This is a genomic window from Nonomuraea fuscirosea (genome assembly GCF_003001935.1).
Taxonomy (GTDB): Bacteria; Actinomycetota; Actinomycetes; order Streptosporangiales; family Streptosporangiaceae; genus Nonomuraea; species Nonomuraea fuscirosea.
Genome location: NZ_PVNG01000018.1, coordinates 178513 through 195077 on the forward strand (window position 1 = coordinate 178513; position 16565 = coordinate 195077).

Annotated in this window: 14 protein-coding genes; 6 read left to right on the top strand and 8 right to left on the bottom strand. The window is 70.9% G+C overall.

All coding sequences use genetic code 11. The annotated features are described in order from the left end of the window. Positions 1–34 precede the first annotated feature (34 nt). From xylA to B0I32_RS36565, 5 genes are all read left to right on the top strand, one after another. Positions 35–1180, top strand: a complete 1146-nt coding sequence (xylA, locus tag B0I32_RS36545; protein ID WP_106247545.1) for a xylose isomerase — start codon at positions 35–37, stop codon at positions 1178–1180. Beyond that, positions 1177–2601, top strand: a complete 1425-nt coding sequence (locus B0I32_RS36550; protein ID WP_106247546.1) for a xylulokinase — start codon at positions 1177–1179, stop codon at positions 2599–2601. Before xylA ends, B0I32_RS36550 begins: the two co-directional genes overlap by 4 nt. A 166-nt stretch (positions 2602–2767) precedes the next feature. After that, entirely contained in the window at positions 2768–3442 is a 675-nt protein-coding gene (locus tag B0I32_RS36555; RefSeq protein ID WP_106247547.1) for a DUF998 domain-containing protein, read from the top strand. A 57-nt stretch (positions 3443–3499) separates the two neighbouring features. Then, the gene (locus B0I32_RS36560) at positions 3500–5872 is read left to right on the top strand and encodes a sensor histidine kinase (protein WP_106247548.1); all 2373 of its coding nucleotides are present in this window, start codon (positions 3500–3502) and stop codon (positions 5870–5872) included. Beyond that, positions 5869–6243, top strand: a complete 375-nt coding sequence (locus B0I32_RS36565; RefSeq protein WP_106247549.1) for a DUF742 domain-containing protein — start codon at positions 5869–5871, stop codon at positions 6241–6243. Before B0I32_RS36560 ends, B0I32_RS36565 begins: the two co-directional genes overlap by 4 nt. Before the next feature lie 17 nt (positions 6244–6260). Here the strand turns inward: B0I32_RS36565 and B0I32_RS36570 are convergent, their stop codons facing one another. The 6 genes from B0I32_RS36570 to B0I32_RS36595 all read right to left on the bottom strand — a co-directional run bounded on the left by B0I32_RS36570 (position 6261) and on the right by B0I32_RS36595 (position 12238). Beyond that, positions 6261–6833 (bottom strand): GTP-binding protein, encoded by a 573-nt coding sequence (locus tag B0I32_RS36570; protein ID WP_106247550.1) that lies wholly within the window; start codon positions 6831–6833, stop codon positions 6261–6263. Beyond that, positions 6814–7176, bottom strand: coding sequence for a DUF742 domain-containing protein (locus B0I32_RS36575; protein ID WP_106247551.1), 363 nt, complete (start codon positions 7174–7176; stop codon positions 6814–6816). The genes B0I32_RS36570 and B0I32_RS36575 overlap by 20 nt, the downstream gene beginning before the upstream one ends. After that, positions 7173–7580: a roadblock/LC7 domain-containing protein gene (locus B0I32_RS36580; protein WP_106247552.1), complete on the bottom strand. Its 408-nt coding sequence runs from the start codon at positions 7578–7580 to the stop codon at positions 7173–7175. Before B0I32_RS36580 ends, B0I32_RS36575 begins: the two co-directional genes overlap by 4 nt. 13 nt (positions 7581–7593) lie before the next feature. Beyond that, the gene (locus tag B0I32_RS36585; protein ID WP_181308173.1) at positions 7594–9687 is read right to left on the bottom strand and encodes a sensor histidine kinase; all 2094 of its coding nucleotides are present in this window, start codon (positions 9685–9687) and stop codon (positions 7594–7596) included. A 164-nt stretch (positions 9688–9851) separates the two neighbouring features. Next, on the bottom strand, positions 9852–10715 hold the full coding sequence (locus B0I32_RS36590) for a PrsW family intramembrane metalloprotease (RefSeq protein ID WP_106247554.1): 864 nt from the start codon (positions 10713–10715) through the stop codon (positions 9852–9854). Then, a complete protein-coding gene (locus B0I32_RS36595) occupies positions 10712–12238 on the bottom strand; it encodes an FAD-dependent oxidoreductase (protein ID WP_245956241.1) in 1527 nt (508 codons plus the stop codon). Before B0I32_RS36595 ends, B0I32_RS36590 begins: the two co-directional genes overlap by 4 nt. A gap of 348 nt (positions 12239–12586) precedes the next feature. Between B0I32_RS36595 and B0I32_RS36600 the strand changes: the two genes are divergently transcribed. Further along, the gene (locus B0I32_RS36600; RefSeq protein WP_106247556.1) at positions 12587–13267 is read left to right on the top strand and encodes a hypothetical protein; all 681 of its coding nucleotides are present in this window, start codon (positions 12587–12589) and stop codon (positions 13265–13267) included. Between the two features lie 62 nt (positions 13268–13329). Here the strand turns inward: B0I32_RS36600 and B0I32_RS36605 are convergent, their stop codons facing one another. Both B0I32_RS36605 and wecB read right to left on the bottom strand, forming a co-directional pair. After that, positions 13330–15366, bottom strand: a complete 2037-nt coding sequence (locus B0I32_RS36605) for a glycosyltransferase family protein (RefSeq protein ID WP_106247558.1) — start codon at positions 15364–15366, stop codon at positions 13330–13332. Positions 15367–15420: 54 nt separating this feature from the next. Continuing rightward, on the bottom strand, positions 15421–16551 hold the full coding sequence (gene wecB, locus B0I32_RS36610) for a non-hydrolyzing UDP-N-acetylglucosamine 2-epimerase (RefSeq protein WP_106247560.1): 1131 nt from the start codon (positions 16549–16551) through the stop codon (positions 15421–15423). Between the last annotated feature and the right edge of the window lie 14 nt (positions 16552–16565).

Genomic DNA, 16565 nt, shown 5'->3' on the forward strand with positions numbered 1-16565 from the left:
TGTGGACAACTGATCGCCAGGGGAGCATCGAATCATGTACGAGCCAACCCCTGACGATCGATTCACGTTCGGTCTGTGGACGGTCGGCTGGCAGGCGCGCGATCCGTTCGGGGACGCCTCCCGGGCGCCCCTCGATCCCGTCGAGAGCGTGCACCGTCTGGCCGAACTGGGGGCCTACGGTGTCACTTTCCACGATGACGACCTGCTCGCCGTCGAACCCGATCGCGAACGGGCGATCGCGTCGTTCAGGAAAGCACTCGCCGAGACCGGGCTGAAAGTGCCCATGGCCACCACGAACCTGTTCACGCATCCCGTCTTCCGCGACGGGGCCTTCACCAGCAACGACCGCGACGTGCGGCGTTACGCGCTGCGCAAGGTCACCCGCAACCTCGACCTGGCCGCCTCGCTGGGCGCCTCCACCTACGTGTGCTGGGGCGGCCGCGAGGGGGCCGAGTCGGACGCGGCCAAGGACGTGCGGGCCGCGCTCGGCCGCTACAAGGAGGCCATCGACCTGCTCTGCGGGTACGTACGCGGGCGCGGCTACGACATCCGCTTCGCCCTGGAGCCCAAGCCGAACGAGCCCCGAGGCGACATCCTGCTGCCGACGATCGGGCACGCGCTGGCCTTCATCGGCGAGTTGGAACATCCGGAGATGGTGGGTCTCAACCCGGAGGTCGGCCACGAGCAGATGGCCGGGCTCAACTTCGTGCACGGCATCGCGCAGGCGCTGTGGCACGGCAAGCTGTTCCACATCGACCTCAACGGCCAGCACGGCCCCCGGTTCGACCAGGACCTCGTCTTCGGCCACGGCGACGTCATGAGCGCGTTCTTCCTGGTGGACCTGCTGGAACACGGGGGTTACGACGGGCCGCGCCACTTCGACTACAAGCCGCTGCGTACGGAGGACTCCGGCGACGTCTGGGTCTCAGCAGCCGCCAATATGCGCACATACCTGATCCTTCGCGAAAAAGCCCGAAATTTCCGGGCTGATCCGGAGGTGCGCGAGGCACTGCGCGCCGCCCGCGTCGACGAGCTGGGCCTGCCCACCCTCAACCGCGGCGAGACGCTGGCCGACCTCGCCTCGGACGACTTCGATCCTGACGTGGCCTCGCGGCGCGGATACCATTTCACCCATCTGAACCAGCTTGCGCTGGAGCACTTGTTAGGAGTTCGTGGGTGACGCTGGTCGCTGGGGTCGATTCCTCCACGCAGAGTTGCAAGGTCGTCATTCGAGAAGCGGAGACGGGAGAGCTGGTTCGGCAGGGCCGCGCCGCGCATCCCGACGGCACCGAGGTGCATCCGTCCCATTGGTGGAGCGCGCTGCTGCGGGCCCTGGAGCAGGCCGGCGGGCTGGACGGCGTGGCCGCCATCAGCGTGGGCGGGCAGCAGCACGGCATGGTCTGCCTCGACGAGTCGGGAGAGGTCGTCCGCGACGCCCTGCTGTGGAACGACACCCGTTCCGCGCAGGCCGCCGCCGATCTGACGGCCGAGCTGGGCGGGCCGCAGGCGTGGGCCGACGCCGTCGGCTCGGTGCCGGTCGCCTCCTTCACCGTCACCAAGCTGCGCTGGCTGGCCGAGCACGAGCCGGACCACGCGCGGCGCACGGCCGCCGTCTGCCTGCCGCACGACTGGCTGACGTGGCGCCTGGCGGGCGCGCTCGGGTCCGGCGTCCCGTTCGGCGTCGCGGCCTGGGAGGACGCGCCGCTGCCGCCCCTCGACCGGCTCGTCACCGACCGGGGTGACGCCTCGGGCACCGGCTACTGGTCGCCGGCGACGGGCGCGTACCGTCCCGACCTGCTCAAGGCGGCCATCGGCGCGCTGCCGCTGCTGCCCAGGGTGCTGGAGCCCGCGCAGGCCGTCCCCGACGTCGCGGGGCCGGTGCTGATCGGTCCCGGCACCGGCGACAACATGGCCGCCGCGCTCGGCGTGGGGGCCCGCTCCGGCGACGTCGTGGTCTCCCTCGGCACGTCGGGCACCGTGTTCGCGGTCGCGGAGCGGCCCAGCGCCGACCCCACGGGGGCGGTCGCCGGATTCGCCGACGCGACCGGGCGCTTCCTGCCGCTGGTGTGCACGCTCAACGCCGCCCGCGTCCTGGACGCGGCCGCGCGCATGACCGGGGTCGGGCTCGACGAGCTCGGTGCCCTGGCGCTGGAGGCTCCCGCGGGGGCCGGCGGGCTGACACTGGTGCCGTACCTGGAGGGCGAGCGCACGCCCAACCGGCCCACGGCCACCGGTTCGATCCACGGGCTGACCCTGGCCACCTCGACCCCGGCGCACCTGGCCAGGGCGGCGGTCGAGGGCATGCTGTGCGGGCTGGCCGACGCGCTCGACGCGCTGGACCTGCGGCCCGAGCGGGTGCTGCTGATCGGCGGCGCCGCGCGCTCTGAGGCGGTGCGGCGGATCGCCCCCACGATCTTCGGCGTGCCGATCACGGTCCCGCCGCCGGCCGAATACGTCGCCGACGGGGCCGCCTACCAGGCGGCGACGCTGGTGACGAGCGCGCCCGACTGGCGCTCCGGCGACACGGCCACCTACGAGGGCGAGGCGGTCCCGGCCATCCGCGAGCGCTACGCCCGCGCCACCGGTCACATCCTCGACTGATCCGCGCCTTCTGACGCACCCCTGAGAGCCCCGGCTCCCAGGGGTGCGCTCGTTCCCGCGCGCCCCTCCTCAGGGCACCGCCTCAGGGATCTAAGGGTCGGGTCAGGGACGTATCGGGGCAGTGGCCGGATGTGAGACATCCCCCCGCACGGGGAGAGTAGGCCCCATGACCGCAGCGAAGAGGCTCTACCCCCTGATCGCCTGTGCCTCGATCCTGTTCTCGGTGGTCGCCGTGGTGGCGGGCCAGTTCGGCCCCGACCCCTACCTCGACCCCATGAACGTCACCGTCAGCGAGTACGCCGTGTCCGACCGCGGGGGCGTCACGGAGATCGCGATGGCGGTGCTCGGGATCGGGTCCCTGGCGCTGCTCCTGGGGCTGCGGTCGGCGGGGGCTCCGGTGCGGGGGCTGCCGGAGCGGTTGCTGATGGTGTGGTCGGGCGCCCTGGTCGTGGCCGCGGTGATCCCGACCACACCCATCGGCCACGACCTCGACCTCGCGGCCCAGATCCACCGGTACGTCTCCGTCGCCGCCTTCGTGAGCCTGCCCGCCGCCGGCGCGCTGCTGGTCCCCAGACTGAACACCGACGCCGCCTGGAAGCCCGTGGCGCGTACCGTGGAGTGGGTGGCCCTGGCCGGCGGGTTCGGGCTGCTGGCGATCACGTACGTGGCGATGCCCGGCGAGCGGGTGATGATCGGGCTCGTCGAGCGGTTGCTCCTCGGCGCCGAGGTGGCGTTGCTGGCGGTGCTGGCCGTCTGGCTCATGCGGCTGACGTGGGGACGGGCCACCTCAGCGGCGCTCAATTTCCCGACATACCACAGATTTATCGCTAATCGATCTTAAAACCATCTGTTTCGGTGCTATTCTCTCCCGCGATCTTCTATCCGGGAGCGGGTTGTCATGGCATCGGGCAGATCCATCAGGTTCAAGATCTCGACGCTGCTCGTCATCCCCTTGATCTCCCTGATCGCACTGTGGGGCTTCGCCGCGGGCACCACGACGGGAGAGGCGCTCAGCCTGTTCAAGGTCGAGACCATCTGGACCGGGGTCATCAACAACACCGACCGCCTGGTGTCCGACGTCCAGACCGAGCGCCTGGCCTCCGCCGAGCGGATCGCCGGCGACGTGAGCGACCCCGACGCGCTGGCCAAGGCCCGGGCCAAGGTGGACGACAGCGTCAAGCTGCTGCGCACGCACGCGCTGGCCGAGGACACCCAGTCCGCGCTGACGCAGGACATGAAGACGCAGCTCCAGACGGTGTTCGAGACCATCGACCGGCTGCCGGACATCCGCGGCAAGGTCGACGGCCGCCGGCTCACCCCCAGCGCCCTCATCACCGAGTACGCCAAGGTCGCCGACGAGGTGCACCTCCTCTACTCCCGCCTGACCATCAGCACGGACCTCCAGCTGGCGCTCCAGGCGCAGGGTCTGATCGCCGCCGACGAGGTCCGCGAGCTGCTGGCCCGCGAGCACGCCCTGATCATCGCCTCGAACGGCCGGGCGAACATGCACGACGTCCACATGCTGTCCGCCATCGACGGATCCAGGACGTACCTGTTCCCGAAGGCCCTGGCCAACCTCGACACCGAGCTGCGGGCCCCGTTCGAGAAGCTGTTCTACTCGCCGCGCTACGTCACGATGGAGAACCTGGTCGAGAGCTACATCGGCGGCCAGCCGCTCGACGTGGACCTGTGGCGGGGCGTCTACGGCCAGGTGCAGCAGCAGTACCGCGAGGCGGTCTCCCGCACCGGTGACAAGCTGCTGGCCAGGATGGAGCCAGAAGGCGTCGCCGTCGTGGTCCGGGCCGGCGTGGCCGGCGCGCTCGGCCTGATCGCGGTCGTGTTCTCGATCTTCATCTCGGTCCGGGTCGGCCGCAAGCTCACCCGCGAGCTGGGGGCGCTGCGCCGTACGACGCTGGACCTGGCGGAGATCAGGCTGCCCGACGTGGTGGAGAAGCTGCGCAAGGGCCAGAGCGTGGACCTCGCCACCGAGGCGCCGCGCATCCCCGTCGACCAGAAGTCCACCAGCGAGGTCAGGGACCTGGCCTCGGCGTTCGACAGCGTGCAGAGCACGGCCGTGGACGCGGCCGTCGAGCAGGCCAGGATGCGCGAGGGCGTCTCCGAGGCGCTGCGCAACCTGGCCCGGCGCAGCCAGTCGCTGCTGCAGCGCCAGCTGCGGCTGCTCGACGAGATGCAGCGCCAGACGGAGGAGCCGGAGGCGCTGGAGCGGCTGTTCCGGCTCGACCACCTGACCACCCGCATGCGCCGCCACGCCGAGGGCCTGGTGCTGCTCTCCGGCGGCACCGCGGGCCGCAGGTGGCGCGGGGTCATCCCGGCCGAGGACGTGCTGAGCGGCGCGGCGGCGCAGGTGGAGGAGTACACGCGGGTCCGCGTCTACCCGATGCCCGAGTGCGGCGTCTCCGGCGCGGCCGTGGCCGACCTCATGCACCTGTTCGCCGAGCTGATCGAGAACGCCACCACCTTCTCCTCGCCCGGCAACGAGGTCTCCGTCCGCGGCGAGATGGTCGGCAGGGGCTTCGCCGTCGAGGTGGAGGACCGCGGCCTGGGCATGGACGAGGCCACCCGCAGGGCCATCAACGACCGCCTGGCCAGCCCGCCCGAGTTCGACCCCTCGCAGACCGAGCGGCTGGGGTTCTCGGTGGTGGGCATGCTCGCCGGCAGGCACGGGGTGAAGGTCACGGTCAAGCCCTCCCCGTACGGCGGCACCACCGCCATCGTGCTCATCCCCGCCTCGCTGGTCGAGCCGATGACGGCCCCGGTGCGGCCGGTGGAGTTCGAGCCCGTGTCCGTGTCGGTCGTCAGGGAGGACACCGGGCCGGGCGAGCTGCCGCGGCGCGTGCGGACCAGCAGGCGGGCCGCCACTCCCTCCGTTCCGCAGCAGAGCTCGCCGCAGGACGACGCGATCAGGCCGCCGCAGCAGCTGCCGCGCCGCGAGCGCACCCAGGACGCGCCTCAGCGGCCCGCTGAGACGCCTCAGGAGCGGCCAGGGGAGCTGCCCCAGCAACGGGACAGGGCCGGAGAGCCGCCGCAGCGTGACGGGAGCGGGGGGCTGCCCCAGCGCGAGCGGTCCGGGGGGCTGCCGCAACGGGAGCGGCAGGCCGGTCTGCCGCCGCGGCTCAAGCAGGCGCCGCCGCCCGTGCAGCCGGCCGAGGAGCGTTCACCCGAGGAGACCAGGGCGCTGCTCTCCTCGCTCCAGTCCGGCTGGCAGCGCGGGCGGCAGGAGAGTGAGCAGGATGGGGGATCTGAGTCGTGAGCCGCGAGCACGAGTGGGTCGACGAGGAGGCGGGGCCGGTCGTCCGGCCGTACGCGGTCGCGCGCGGGCGCACCAGGTCCGCCTCCTCCGAGGTCGACCTGCTGGCGACGGTCGTCTCCACGGGGCTGCCCGCCCCGTCCAAGGCCGAGCTGAGCACACAGCACCGCCGGCTGCTGTCCCTGGTGTCGGGGCAGAACAGGCCGGTCGTCGAGGTTGCCTCGGATCTCGGCCTGCCCGTCGGCGTCGTCCGCGTGCTGCTGGGGGACCTGCTTGAGCACGGCCTGGTGACGATCAGGCCGCCGCGCGACAAGGCCGCCACCCCGTCGGAGAGCCTGCTCCGCGAGGTGATCAACGGCCTGCGCGCGCTCTAGGCCGCGCGTCAGGAAGGCTAGTTCGCCGAGGTGAGCGTCCGCAGGGAGTGCTCCACCAGCGTGATCATGACTTCCTTGGCGGAGGTCCTGCGCCGCACGTCGCACAGCATGACCGGCACGTCCTCGTCCAGGTCGAGCGCGATGCGCACGTCGTCCACGCTGTGCCGGTCCGCGCCGTCGAAGCAGTTGACGGCCACCACGAACGGCGTGCCGCGCTGCTCGAAGTAGTCGACGGACGGGAAGCAGTCGGTGAGCCGCCGGGTGTCGGCGATCACGACCGCGCCCAGCGCGCCGTAGGACAGCTCGTCCCACATGAACCAGAACCGCTCCTGCCCGGGAGTGCCGAACAGGTAGACGACCAGCCCCTCGCGGATGGTGATCCGGCCGAAGTCCATCGCCACGGTGGTGGTGGTCTTGGCCTCGACGCCGTCGAGATCGTCCACGCCGATGCCGCGGTCGGAGAGCACCTCTTCCGTGCGTAGCGGCCTGATCTCGCTGATCGACCCGACCAGCGTGGTCTTGCCGACGCCGAACCCTCCCGCGATCAGGATCTTGAGCGCGACAGGGTCGTCAGAGAGCACGGAGTCCATTGATCACTTCCTTGAGAATGCGCTCATTCGACCGCGACCCTCCGGCGGAGGGCGACGTCACCGAGATGAGGCCGTGGTCACGCATGTCACCGAGCAGCACCCGGATGACGCCGACGGGCAGGTCGAGCTCGACGGCCAGGTCGGCCACCGAGATCGGACTACGGGCTGCCCGCAGGATGAGCTGCTGTTCCGGCCCCAGCTCGCCGGGGGAGTCACCCACGGCGCGCACGGTGGCCACGAGGTCGAACCCGTCACCGGAGGAGCGGGTGCGACCGCGGATGAGAGCATAGGGCCGGACGACCGGACCCGCCTCCTCATCGAACCACTGCGGGCTATCGCTCATGACGCTCCAGCGCGCGGGTTGGTGGTGATGTGCTGGCCCACCCGCTTGACCAGCATCGCCATCTCGTAGGCGATCTGGCCGACGTCCACGTTCGCCTCGGCGATCACGGCCAGGCAGGTGCCCTGGCCGGCCGCGGTCACGAACAGGAACGCCGACTCCATCTCCACGATGGTCTGCCGCACGTCGCCGCCGCCGAAATGGCGGCCGGTGCCGCGGGCCAGGCTCTGGAAGCCGGCCGCCACCGCCGACAGGTGCTCGGCGTCCTCGCGGGTCAGCCCCTTGGAGTAACCCACGGCCAGGCCGTCGGTCGACAGGATGACCGCCTGGCGCACGGCGGCGACCCTGGTGGCGAGGTCGTCCAGCAGCCAGTTCAGCTCACCGGTGTTGGTCGTAGGCGCACTCATGCTTCCCCCTTACTCATGGCCCCTCCTCAGAGGCTTCTTCTCGGGCGCGTTGCGTTCCCCGCTGGAACGCGGAGAACAGGTCGCGTACCTCGTCGGGAGAGCGTTCCGGCTGCGGCTCAGGCTCGGGCGGCGCCTCCTTGAGCTGCGGTGCCAGGTGGGTCTGACGCACCCGCCTGGGCAGTCCGGCGTGCGTCCCCGACGACACGACCGCGAGCGCCTTCTTGCGCGTACGGCTGGGCAGGTCGGCCCTGCCGTCCCCGCCGGCCGCCTCCAGCGCGCTCTGCTCGGTCACGATCGAGCGGGGCGCGAGCACGATGGCGGTGGTGCCGCCGAACGGAGAGCGGCGCAGCAGCACCCTGATGCCGTGCCGCTGAGCCAGCTTGGCCACCACGAACAGGCCGAGCTGGTCGCTGTCGGCCAGGTCGAACTCGGGCGGATCGGCCAGCAGCGCGTTGACCCTGGCGTAGTCGGCGGGCGGCAGCCCGAGCCCCTTGTCCTCCACCTCGATGGCGTAGCCGTTGCTCACCAGGTCGCCGCGCACCTGCACGATGGTGTCGGGGGGCGAGTAGATGGTGGCGTTCTCGACCAGTTCGGCCACGAGGTGGGTCAGGTCGGCCGCGACGGTCCCGTCGATGGCGCTGACCGGCATCGCCTCCACGGCGATCCTGGTGTAGTCCTCGACCTCGGCGACCGCGGCCCGGACGATGTCGATCACGGGCACCGGCTTGCGCCAGGCGCGTCCGGGAGCGGCGCCCGACAGGACGATGAGGCTCTCGGCGTGCCGCCGCATGCGGGTGGTCAGGTGGTCCAGGCGGAAGAGCTCCTCCAGCCTGTCGGGATCGTGCGTACGGCGCTGCATGCCGTCGAGCAGCGCGAGCTGGCGGTGCAGCAGGCCCTGCTTGCGCCGGGCGAGGTTGAGGAAGACCTGGCCGACCCCGTGGCGCAGCGCGGCCTGGCCGACGGCGGCGCGCACGGCCGTGCGCTGCAGGGAGCCGAACGCCCTGGCCACGTCGGTGATCTCGGCGGAACCGCTCACCTTGATGGCCTTGGTCTCCTTCCGTACGTCGACGTCGTCGCCCCTGCGCAGCCGGGCCACGATGTCGGGCAGCCGGCGCTGCGACAGCTCGACCGCGGCGGTACGCAGCCCGGCCAGCTCTCCGGCCAGTCGGCGCCCGAAGCGTACAGAGATGATGATCGACGCGAGCACGGCGATCAACCCGAGACCGCCCGCGACGGAGATCTTGACCACGGTGGAGGTGGCGGCCTCCGACGTACGGGTCGCCAGGGTGCTGGTGGCGCTCGCGCCGAGGACGTCGAGGCGCGCGGTGAGCCGGTCGACGGCCTCGTGCCAGGCGTCGCCGTCAGGCGGCGGCGTGCCCGTCTTGACGACCCGCGCCTCCATGGTGGCGAAGCTCAGGAACGGCTCGGTGGCGAAGATCTGCTCGTACGGCCTGCGCAGCGCCACGTCGAGCCCGGCCATGCCGCGCGAGTGCAGGAACCGCCTGGAGGCCGCGTACTCGGTGAAGGCGGCCGTCTCGGGCGCGGTGAGCCGCTTGTCGGACAGGGCGCCGATGACGAGCGCGTGCTCCCTGGCGATGTACTCCCTGGCCATGCCCATGGCCTGCAGCGAGGACGCCTGCTGGAAGATCGTCAGGTCGGGGACGGAGACCAGGTGGTCGTACACGAGGAAGAGCGAGTCGAGCATGTGGTTGTACTCGTTCAGCCCGGTCAGGCGCGAGCTGACGCCGCGGTCGATGTCGGAGCGGATCGAGCCGAGGCGGTCGAGCGCCGCCTGGAGGCCGCGCAGCGGCTGGCGCAGGTTGCCGTCGGCGGAGTCGCCGGCCTCGGTGACGGCCTGGCGGAACTCGGTCACCGACCTGTCGGTGCGGGCGCGCTGCGCGCCGAGCGCCTCGGTCAGCTCACGCGTAGTGAGCGACTCGGAGGAGCGTGCGCGTTCGGCCTGGAGCTGTAGGCCCAGGTCGGTGGAGGTGACGCCGATGGTCCGGTAGAGGGTGTTCGCGCGGAGTAGTGATCGGGCGTCGCCCATGGTGAGGTTGAGGACGAAACCCCAGAGCGCGCTCAGAGACAGGAGGGGTAGCAGTAGCAATAAGAAGATCTTGAACCGAATTGACCGGTTTCGCGAGCCCATGTCCCAACCTCGAGTCGGGGGCATTTCCACACCTTGTGTAAATACACCTCCGGAAGATCGCACAGGAGACTAGCACCGATTATGCTCCTGGCGCAGTGGGAGCAAGGCGTTCATTACCGTGATTATTGGGACAAGATCGGGCGTTCGCGGCGGGATGCGACGGCGATCGTCCACAGCCACAGGAGCGCTACCAGCGAAATCGCGATGAGCCCCGCCCAGTTGAGCACCGCGTAGACGTGTACCTGCCACTGCGTCACGTTCGGCACACGTCCGATCCGCAGCAGCTCGAACTGCCACGGCCGCCCGGTCAGCACCAGCGTGATCGCGATGGCGATGGCGCTCATCGAGTCCCACAGCGCGTGCAGCAGCGAGACGCCCAGGTAGCTCAGCAGGACCGTGCCGGTCAGCCGCCCGCGCGCCGCGAACAGCGCGCCGCCGGCGATGGCGGTCCACAGGCCGTGGCCGACGGGCGTCAGGATGCCCCGCAGCACCTCGGTCTCCACGAGCTGGGCCAGCGACAGCCCCGAGGTGGTGAACAGGGAGTTGAAGGCGTAACCCGCGCTCTCGAAGGCGGCGAAGCCGAAGCCGACGGTCGCGCCCAGCACCAGGCCGTCCCTGGTGAAATGCCGGGTCATGTGCCGGGTGACGATGATCAGGGCGGCCAGCTTGACGCCCTCCTCGATCAGGCCGACCAGCACGTACATGAGGATCGACGGGCGCAGCAGCCAGCTCTCCAGCAGCGAGGCGCCGAGCACGCCCAGCACGCCGCCCACCACGAACGCCTGGAACAGCAGCTCGACCGTCACCCCCGGCGAGCGGCCCCGCCCGTACGCCCAGACCACGAACGTCACCGGCACCAGGAAGCTGCCGAACAGCACCACGGTCGGCACCAGGTTGGAGTTCCCGGTCCAGGCGGTGACGGCCACCGTGGCCAGCCAGAGCACGAAACCGGTCAGGAAGATCCGCAGCCAGAGTGTCCTGATCACGTCAGCTCCTCCACAGCCCTGATCGCGGCCACCACGGCGGCCTCGCCGCGCGCGGCCGGCTCACTGTCGGACCCCGCGATGGCGATCCGGCCGAACGGCCCCCGCGCCGCGTCGGAGGGGAAGGGGCCGTCGGGGTAGAACGCGTCCCACGGCCGACAGTACTCCGGCGACAGCGCGTGCCCCCATCGGCGTACCTCGATGGCCTCGATGCCCTGGCCGGGGTCGAAGCCGACCGGGCCGAGCAGCCGGGCCAACTGGTCGCGTACGGTCCGCTCCAGCACCTCGTACGGCGTCGCGAACAGCTCACGCCGCCCCGCCGCCGACCCGGCGCCGGGCCCCAGCTCCGACCGGCACGGCGTGGCCAGCAGCCGGACGCCGTCGGGCGGCACGAACGCCGACTCGTTCCAGTACGCGCCGGTCCACCGCACCCGCCCGACGCCCAGCCGCCGCCACGCGCCGGGATCGCGCAAGCGGACCACGGCCTCCAGCAGCGGCACCCGTACGGCCCTGCTGAGCGCGGCCCGCCGCCCCGCGGGCAGGTCGGGAACCAGGTAGGGGACGACCGCGCTCGGGCAGGCGAGGATCACCGCCCCTGCCTCGACGGTCAGCACCCGGTGGCCGTCGAAGTAGCCCACGACCCCGTCGCGCACCGACACCACGGGGCTGGACGTCCGCACCGAGATCCGCTCGTCACGCGAGGGTGCGGCGGCCGGCGCGGGTCCGTGCCACTCCCTGCGTACGGTGGGCGAGTTGAACCGGGAGGGCTGGTCACGGTCGAGCCCGAGCCCGGCGAACCCCGGATACCCGGTCCCCCAGGCGTCGATCGCCCCGAACGCCCGGGTGTCGTACCCCCAGCCGGAGCAGGACATCGTCCGCGAGAAGCGCTCCACGTCCCGGTGCACCCCGCACACCTCGCGCAGGAACTGCGCGTACGTCAGCTCCGCCAGCCGCTCCTGCTTGGCCTGGGCGGGGAGGCCCGGCAGCCAGTCGGGCGGGTCGTCGTGCAGCATGAGCAGGTCCCGCCGGGCCCGCACGGAGATCGGCAGCCGGCCGATCCAGCCGGGGGACGTGAGCCGGACGAGGGTGTCGGCGCCGAAGCTCTCCTCGTCGCACATCACCGCGTCGGCCCCGGCCCGCCGGCACAGCGGCGCGTGCCCGCCGATGCCGTCGTGGTTGTCGAGGACGAGGACCCGGTCGTGCGGACGGCGGCGCAGCCACTCGGAGGCGGCGCTGATCCCGCCGCGCCCGCCGCCGACCACGACGAGGTCGTGCCGCTCCCCTGTGGGGACGAAGGGGCCCGCATGCTCCCAGAACCGCCCGTCCCGCAGCGCGTGCGGCACGCTGAGCGCCGCACTGGTGTCCCCGCGCACCACGAAGCCCGCCGGCTCACTCAGGGCCTTCTGGGCCGCCTCTGCCCGCCCCGGCGCGCCGCCCGAGATCACGCATCCCAGGGCCATGCCGTCGAAGAGGTCCCTGCGGGAAATGGTGACATCCATCCCGAGATCGCGCGGAGTCAAGCTCATGGCGCGATCATCGGCAGGTCAGGAGAAAAGCCGCGCCCAGGCGCGCAGCGCCTCGAGAAACATTTTGCGTGCCCTATTACGGCGAATGCCCGTTTGCACCCTCGCGCCGGCCGTGGTGTGAGGATCCTCGCCCGCCCCCGGGAGACCCCGCTCAAGCTGCGCGAACGAGGAAGATCATCACCACGGGCACCCGGCCGGGCGGGCGCCGGAGGGCGGAACCCCGCCACGGGCGAACCGGAAATCATTCGTGAAGCCGCTGATTACCGCGAATAGCGACGTTACTCGGCCCCTTACTCGCCGCTTCCTCTAGCGTTTCCAGAAATGCTGACGGAGTGAAATGGAGATCCCATGCACAAAGCAATTCCCGGCATATTTCTGAGCACACTGGTCATCGCCGGATGCTCATCCACGGAGGCGAGCCCGAAGGCCGCCGCCCCCGCGCCCGCCGCCGCGACGCCGTCGTCGGCGGCCGACGCCAGGCTCCGGGCCGCCCTGCTGCCGGTGCCGAAGGGCATGCGCATCGCCTACGGGCCCGAGCTGGGCGCGTTCGGCTCGCTCAAGTCCACCCAGCAGGGCCTGGCCGCCGTGCGCCAGGCCAAGCTGCAGCACCCCGAGTGCGCGGGAGCCGCCCAGCTCGACGCCGACCGGCCCGACGTCGCCAAGTCGCCCGCCGCCGTGATCGCGTTCTCGGCCGACCGGGGCTCGATCACGCAGGCGGTGGTGTCGCTGCCGGCCGAAGCCTTCCCCGAGCCGCTGCCCAAGCAGTGCGTCTCCTACACCGCCGACGTCGCCGGCACGCAGGTCAGCTACAAGACGCGCACGCTCGGCATGCCGGCCAAGGGCGACCAGTCGCGGGCCTACCTCACCACGGCGTCGGGGGACAAGAAGAACGCGCAGATCGGCTCCGTCATGATCAGGCGCGGCACGCTGATCATGTCGATGCTCGTCGTCGGCCAGCGGGTCAAGCCGCAGGGCCTGTACGAGCTGGCCGACCTCGCCGACCAGAACCTGGCGCGCGTGACCAGATAGCGGGCGCATCCGCCGAGGGCGTGCCGGACCTTGCCGGGACGCCCATGGACTCCCCGGCGCGGTCAGATCAGCACGTGATCGTCCGGGCGGCCGACGAAGGAGAACTGGGCGTTCCTGGTCAGCTTGATGTGGTCGGCCTGCCAGGTGTGCATCGCGGTGTCGGCGCTGCGCCAGTAGACGAAGTTGAAGCGGTCCGCCGAGTAGATCTTGACGGAGTCCTCCTTGAGGCGCCGTACCAGATGGGTGTCCTCGCCCCTGGTGATGTCGGCGAAGCGGTACGTGCGGAACAGGTCCGCCTTGCCGAGGAACGTGCCGCCCTGGACCAGCCACGAGTAGCGGTGCTCCAGGCCGGGCAGGCGCAGCATCGTGGTGTTGCCGCCCTCGAAGTACGCGTAGTGCGCGCCCTTGCCCGTGAGCTCCGCGTCGGAGTAGTCGAAGGCCCTGACCAGGTCCGACAGGTAGTGCTCGCCGTACAGGTTGTCGTCGTCCATCTTGGCGATCAGCTCGCCCTCGGCGGCGTCGATGCCCAGGTTCATGCAGGCGCCGAGCGACAGTTCGGCGGCGGCGGGCAGCACCACGACGTCCGAGATGCCCGCCATGCGAGCCTTGTCGGCCACCACGACCGGGTCGATGTCCAGGCCGTGCAGCACCATGATCAGCTGGAGCGGCCGGTGGCGCTGCCGGGCGACCGAGGAGATCGCGTGCTCGATCTGCGCGGCGCGGTTGGTGGGCAGCACGACCGAGATCGAGCGCGACCTGGGCTCCACGTGGTGCCCGAGGTCCTGGAGGATCTGGTCCACGCGGTGCGAGAAGAGGTGCTTGTCGAAGACCTCGCGCATCGCCAGGTGACCCATCCTGGCCCGCAGCTCGGGGCTGTTCATCAGGTGCAGCACCTGGTTGTAGGACTCGATCGGCTCGCGCGCGATCGGCACGAGGTCGCCGAAGGTCTCCTCGATCGCCCGCGACCACCCCGACACGACGGGGGTCGAGCAGGCCGACAGCTCGAAGACGCGCCGCGCGCACATGGTCGGGGAGTCGAGCACGGAGTTGACGTTGAGGAAGACCTTGTACATCCGGTACGCGGCCAGCATCTGGTCATAGGGCAGCTCGCCCACGATGTGCGGCCGGTACTTCTCCGGCCAGGCGTACTTCTCGTCCACCTCGCCGTTGCGCGCGAAGATGTGCAGGCCCAGCTCCCTGACCGGGTCGAGCACGGTCTCCATCTGCTCGCGGCGCTCGGGATGCTTGTCCCTGAAGTACATCCCGGCGAAGACCACGTCGTGCAGGCGGCCCTTGGGCTGCTGGATCGGGTTGTGCACGCGGGGCTGGGCGGCGAACTGCAGCACGTCCACCCGATCATGTCCCAAAATTTCCCGATATTTCGGCAGCATGTCACCGTCGCAGGTGAACACGTAGTCGAACAGCTTGGCCGTGTCGATGAAGAAGTCGAAGTTCGGCGGGTCCTCCTTGTTCCAGAAGACCGTCGGGATGCCCTCCTGCCGGCACCACGCCACCAGCTCGCGCAGCGGCTCCTTCGGAGCGTTCGTGCCGGTCATCTGATAGCGCCAGCGGCCCTGGTTCCCGTGCCAGGCCGACTCACAGAACAGCAGGTCGGGCCGCTTGTCGGCGAAGATCTCCGGCCAGTCCTTGAGCCCGAACTCGATCTGGTCCCACTCGTAGCGGAAGGCCATCCTGGAGAAGTCGTCGAGAATCACCGCGACCTTCAGGTCCGGCCGGGCCACCGGGCCGCTCGGCCACTTCACCGCGGGCACCTCGACCATGGGCGGGCGGTTCCCGGCCAGTGCGGCGGCCTCGCTGACCGGAAGCGGCGGCTTGGGCGCCCGCTCCTTCGAGCGGACCGCCTCGACGATCCGCCCCGGGCTCTTCGAGCCCAGCGCCTCGCCCAGCTTGAACGTCCGCTTGGCCTGGGTCGCCTCCAGCTTCCAGGTCGCGTACGCCGCCTTCGCCTCGGCGATCTCCAGCCGCCGGCGCAGCTCCGTGACCTCCGCCTCGTACCGCTCGACGAGCTTGCGCTCCTCGGGCAGCCAGTTGACGGGGCCGAGACGCTGGTAGGTGGGCTCTTCTGGAGTATCGGCCATGGTGGTACGCCTATCGCTTAGCGGAGGGAACTCATAGTACGGCGGACAATGCCGCTATTCGCGGCGTTTGCCCTGAGAGGCAGGGGCGAGGTTGTCCCCCTTCAGCCAGGCGGCGATCACCGTGGCGATGCGCGGCCCGGCCTTGCCGTCCCACAGCACCGGCAGCTCACCGGCCGGCGTGGCCGCGCCGTCGGCCAGCGCCTTCTCCGCCGCCGCGGGCAGCAGCGCGGGGGTGACCAGGCGGTTCGTCCCGTGGGTGATCGTGATCGGCCGCTCGGTGTTGGGCCGGACGGTCAGGCAGGGGACGCCGAGCATGGTCGTCTCCTCCTGGACGCCGCCGGAGTCGGTGACGACCAGCGCGGCGCCGCGGACGAGTGAGAGGAAGTCCACATAGCCCAGCGGGTCGACCACCTTGATCGAGTCGCCGTCGACCAGGCCCGCCTCGGCCAGCCGGGCCTTGCCGCGCGGATGGATCGGCACCACGATCGGGAGCTGGCGCGAGACCTCCAGCACCGCGTCCACCAGCTCCTTGGCGGCCTCAGGGGTGTCCACGTTGGCCGGGCGGTGCAGCGTGGCCACCGCGTAGCGCGCGGGCAGCGCCAGCCGCTCGACCACCGGGGCCGGGTCCAGCGAGGGCAGCGCCGCGTACAGGCTGTCGATCATGGGGTTGCCCACCAGGTGCACCTTGGAGGCGGGCACGCCCTCGCCCGCCAGGTACGACAGCGCCTCCGGCGAGGTGGCGAACAGCAGGTCGGCCAGCGCGTCGGTGACGACCCGGTTGACCTCCTCCGGCATGCCGCGGTCGTAGGAGCGCAGCCCCGCCTCGACGTGCGCGGTCGGCACGCCCAGCTTGGCGCAGACCAGGATCGCGGCCAGCGTGGAGTTCACGTCGCCGTAGACGACGACCAGGTCGGGCTCCTGCTCCTGGACGACCTCCTCAAGGCCGACGAGCAGGGCGGCGGTCTGCTTGGCGTGGCTGCCCGAGCCCACCCCGAGATTGGCCACCGGCTCGGGCAGGCCGAGATCGGCGAAGAAGACGTCGGACATCAGCGCGTCGTAGTGCTGACCAGTGTGGATGATGCCCTGCCGCACGCCGAGCTCGCCGAGTGCCCGCACCACCGGGGCCGCTTTCACGAAATTGGGACGAGCGCCCAATACGTGCAGGACCAGGGGGTTTTCCCTCATTGACCTCGCCTTTC

What these genes read in the sequence shown, in the direction of transcription:
- B0I32_RS36600 (WP_106247556.1), top strand. Translation starts at nt 12,587, where the DNA reads ATGCACAAAGCAATTCCCGGCATATTTCTGAGCACACTGGTCATCGCC.
- B0I32_RS36560 (WP_106247548.1), top strand. Translation starts at nt 3,500, where the DNA reads ATGGCATCGGGCAGATCCATCAGGTTCAAGATCTCGACGCTGCTCGTC.
- xylA (WP_106247545.1), top strand. Translation starts at nt 35, where the DNA reads ATGTACGAGCCAACCCCTGACGATCGATTCACGTTCGGTCTGTGGACG.
- B0I32_RS36570 (WP_106247550.1), bottom strand. Translation starts at nt 6,833, where the DNA reads ATGGACTCCGTGCTCTCTGACGACCCTGTCGCGCTCAAGATCCTGATC.
- B0I32_RS36575 (WP_106247551.1), bottom strand. Translation starts at nt 7,176, where the DNA reads ATGAGCGATAGCCCGCAGTGGTTCGATGAGGAGGCGGGTCCGGTCGTC.
- B0I32_RS36595 (WP_245956241.1), bottom strand. Translation starts at nt 12,238, where the DNA reads ATGAGCTTGACTCCGCGCGATCTCGGGATGGATGTCACCATTTCCCGC.
- B0I32_RS36605 (WP_106247558.1), bottom strand. Translation starts at nt 15,366, where the DNA reads ATGGCCGATACTCCAGAAGAGCCCACCTACCAGCGTCTCGGCCCCGTC.
- wecB (WP_106247560.1), bottom strand. Translation starts at nt 16,551, where the DNA reads ATGAGGGAAAACCCCCTGGTCCTGCACGTATTGGGCGCTCGTCCCAAT.
- B0I32_RS36555 (WP_106247547.1), top strand. Translation starts at nt 2,768, where the DNA reads ATGACCGCAGCGAAGAGGCTCTACCCCCTGATCGCCTGTGCCTCGATC.
- B0I32_RS36580 (WP_106247552.1), bottom strand. Translation starts at nt 7,580, where the DNA reads ATGAGTGCGCCTACGACCAACACCGGTGAGCTGAACTGGCTGCTGGAC.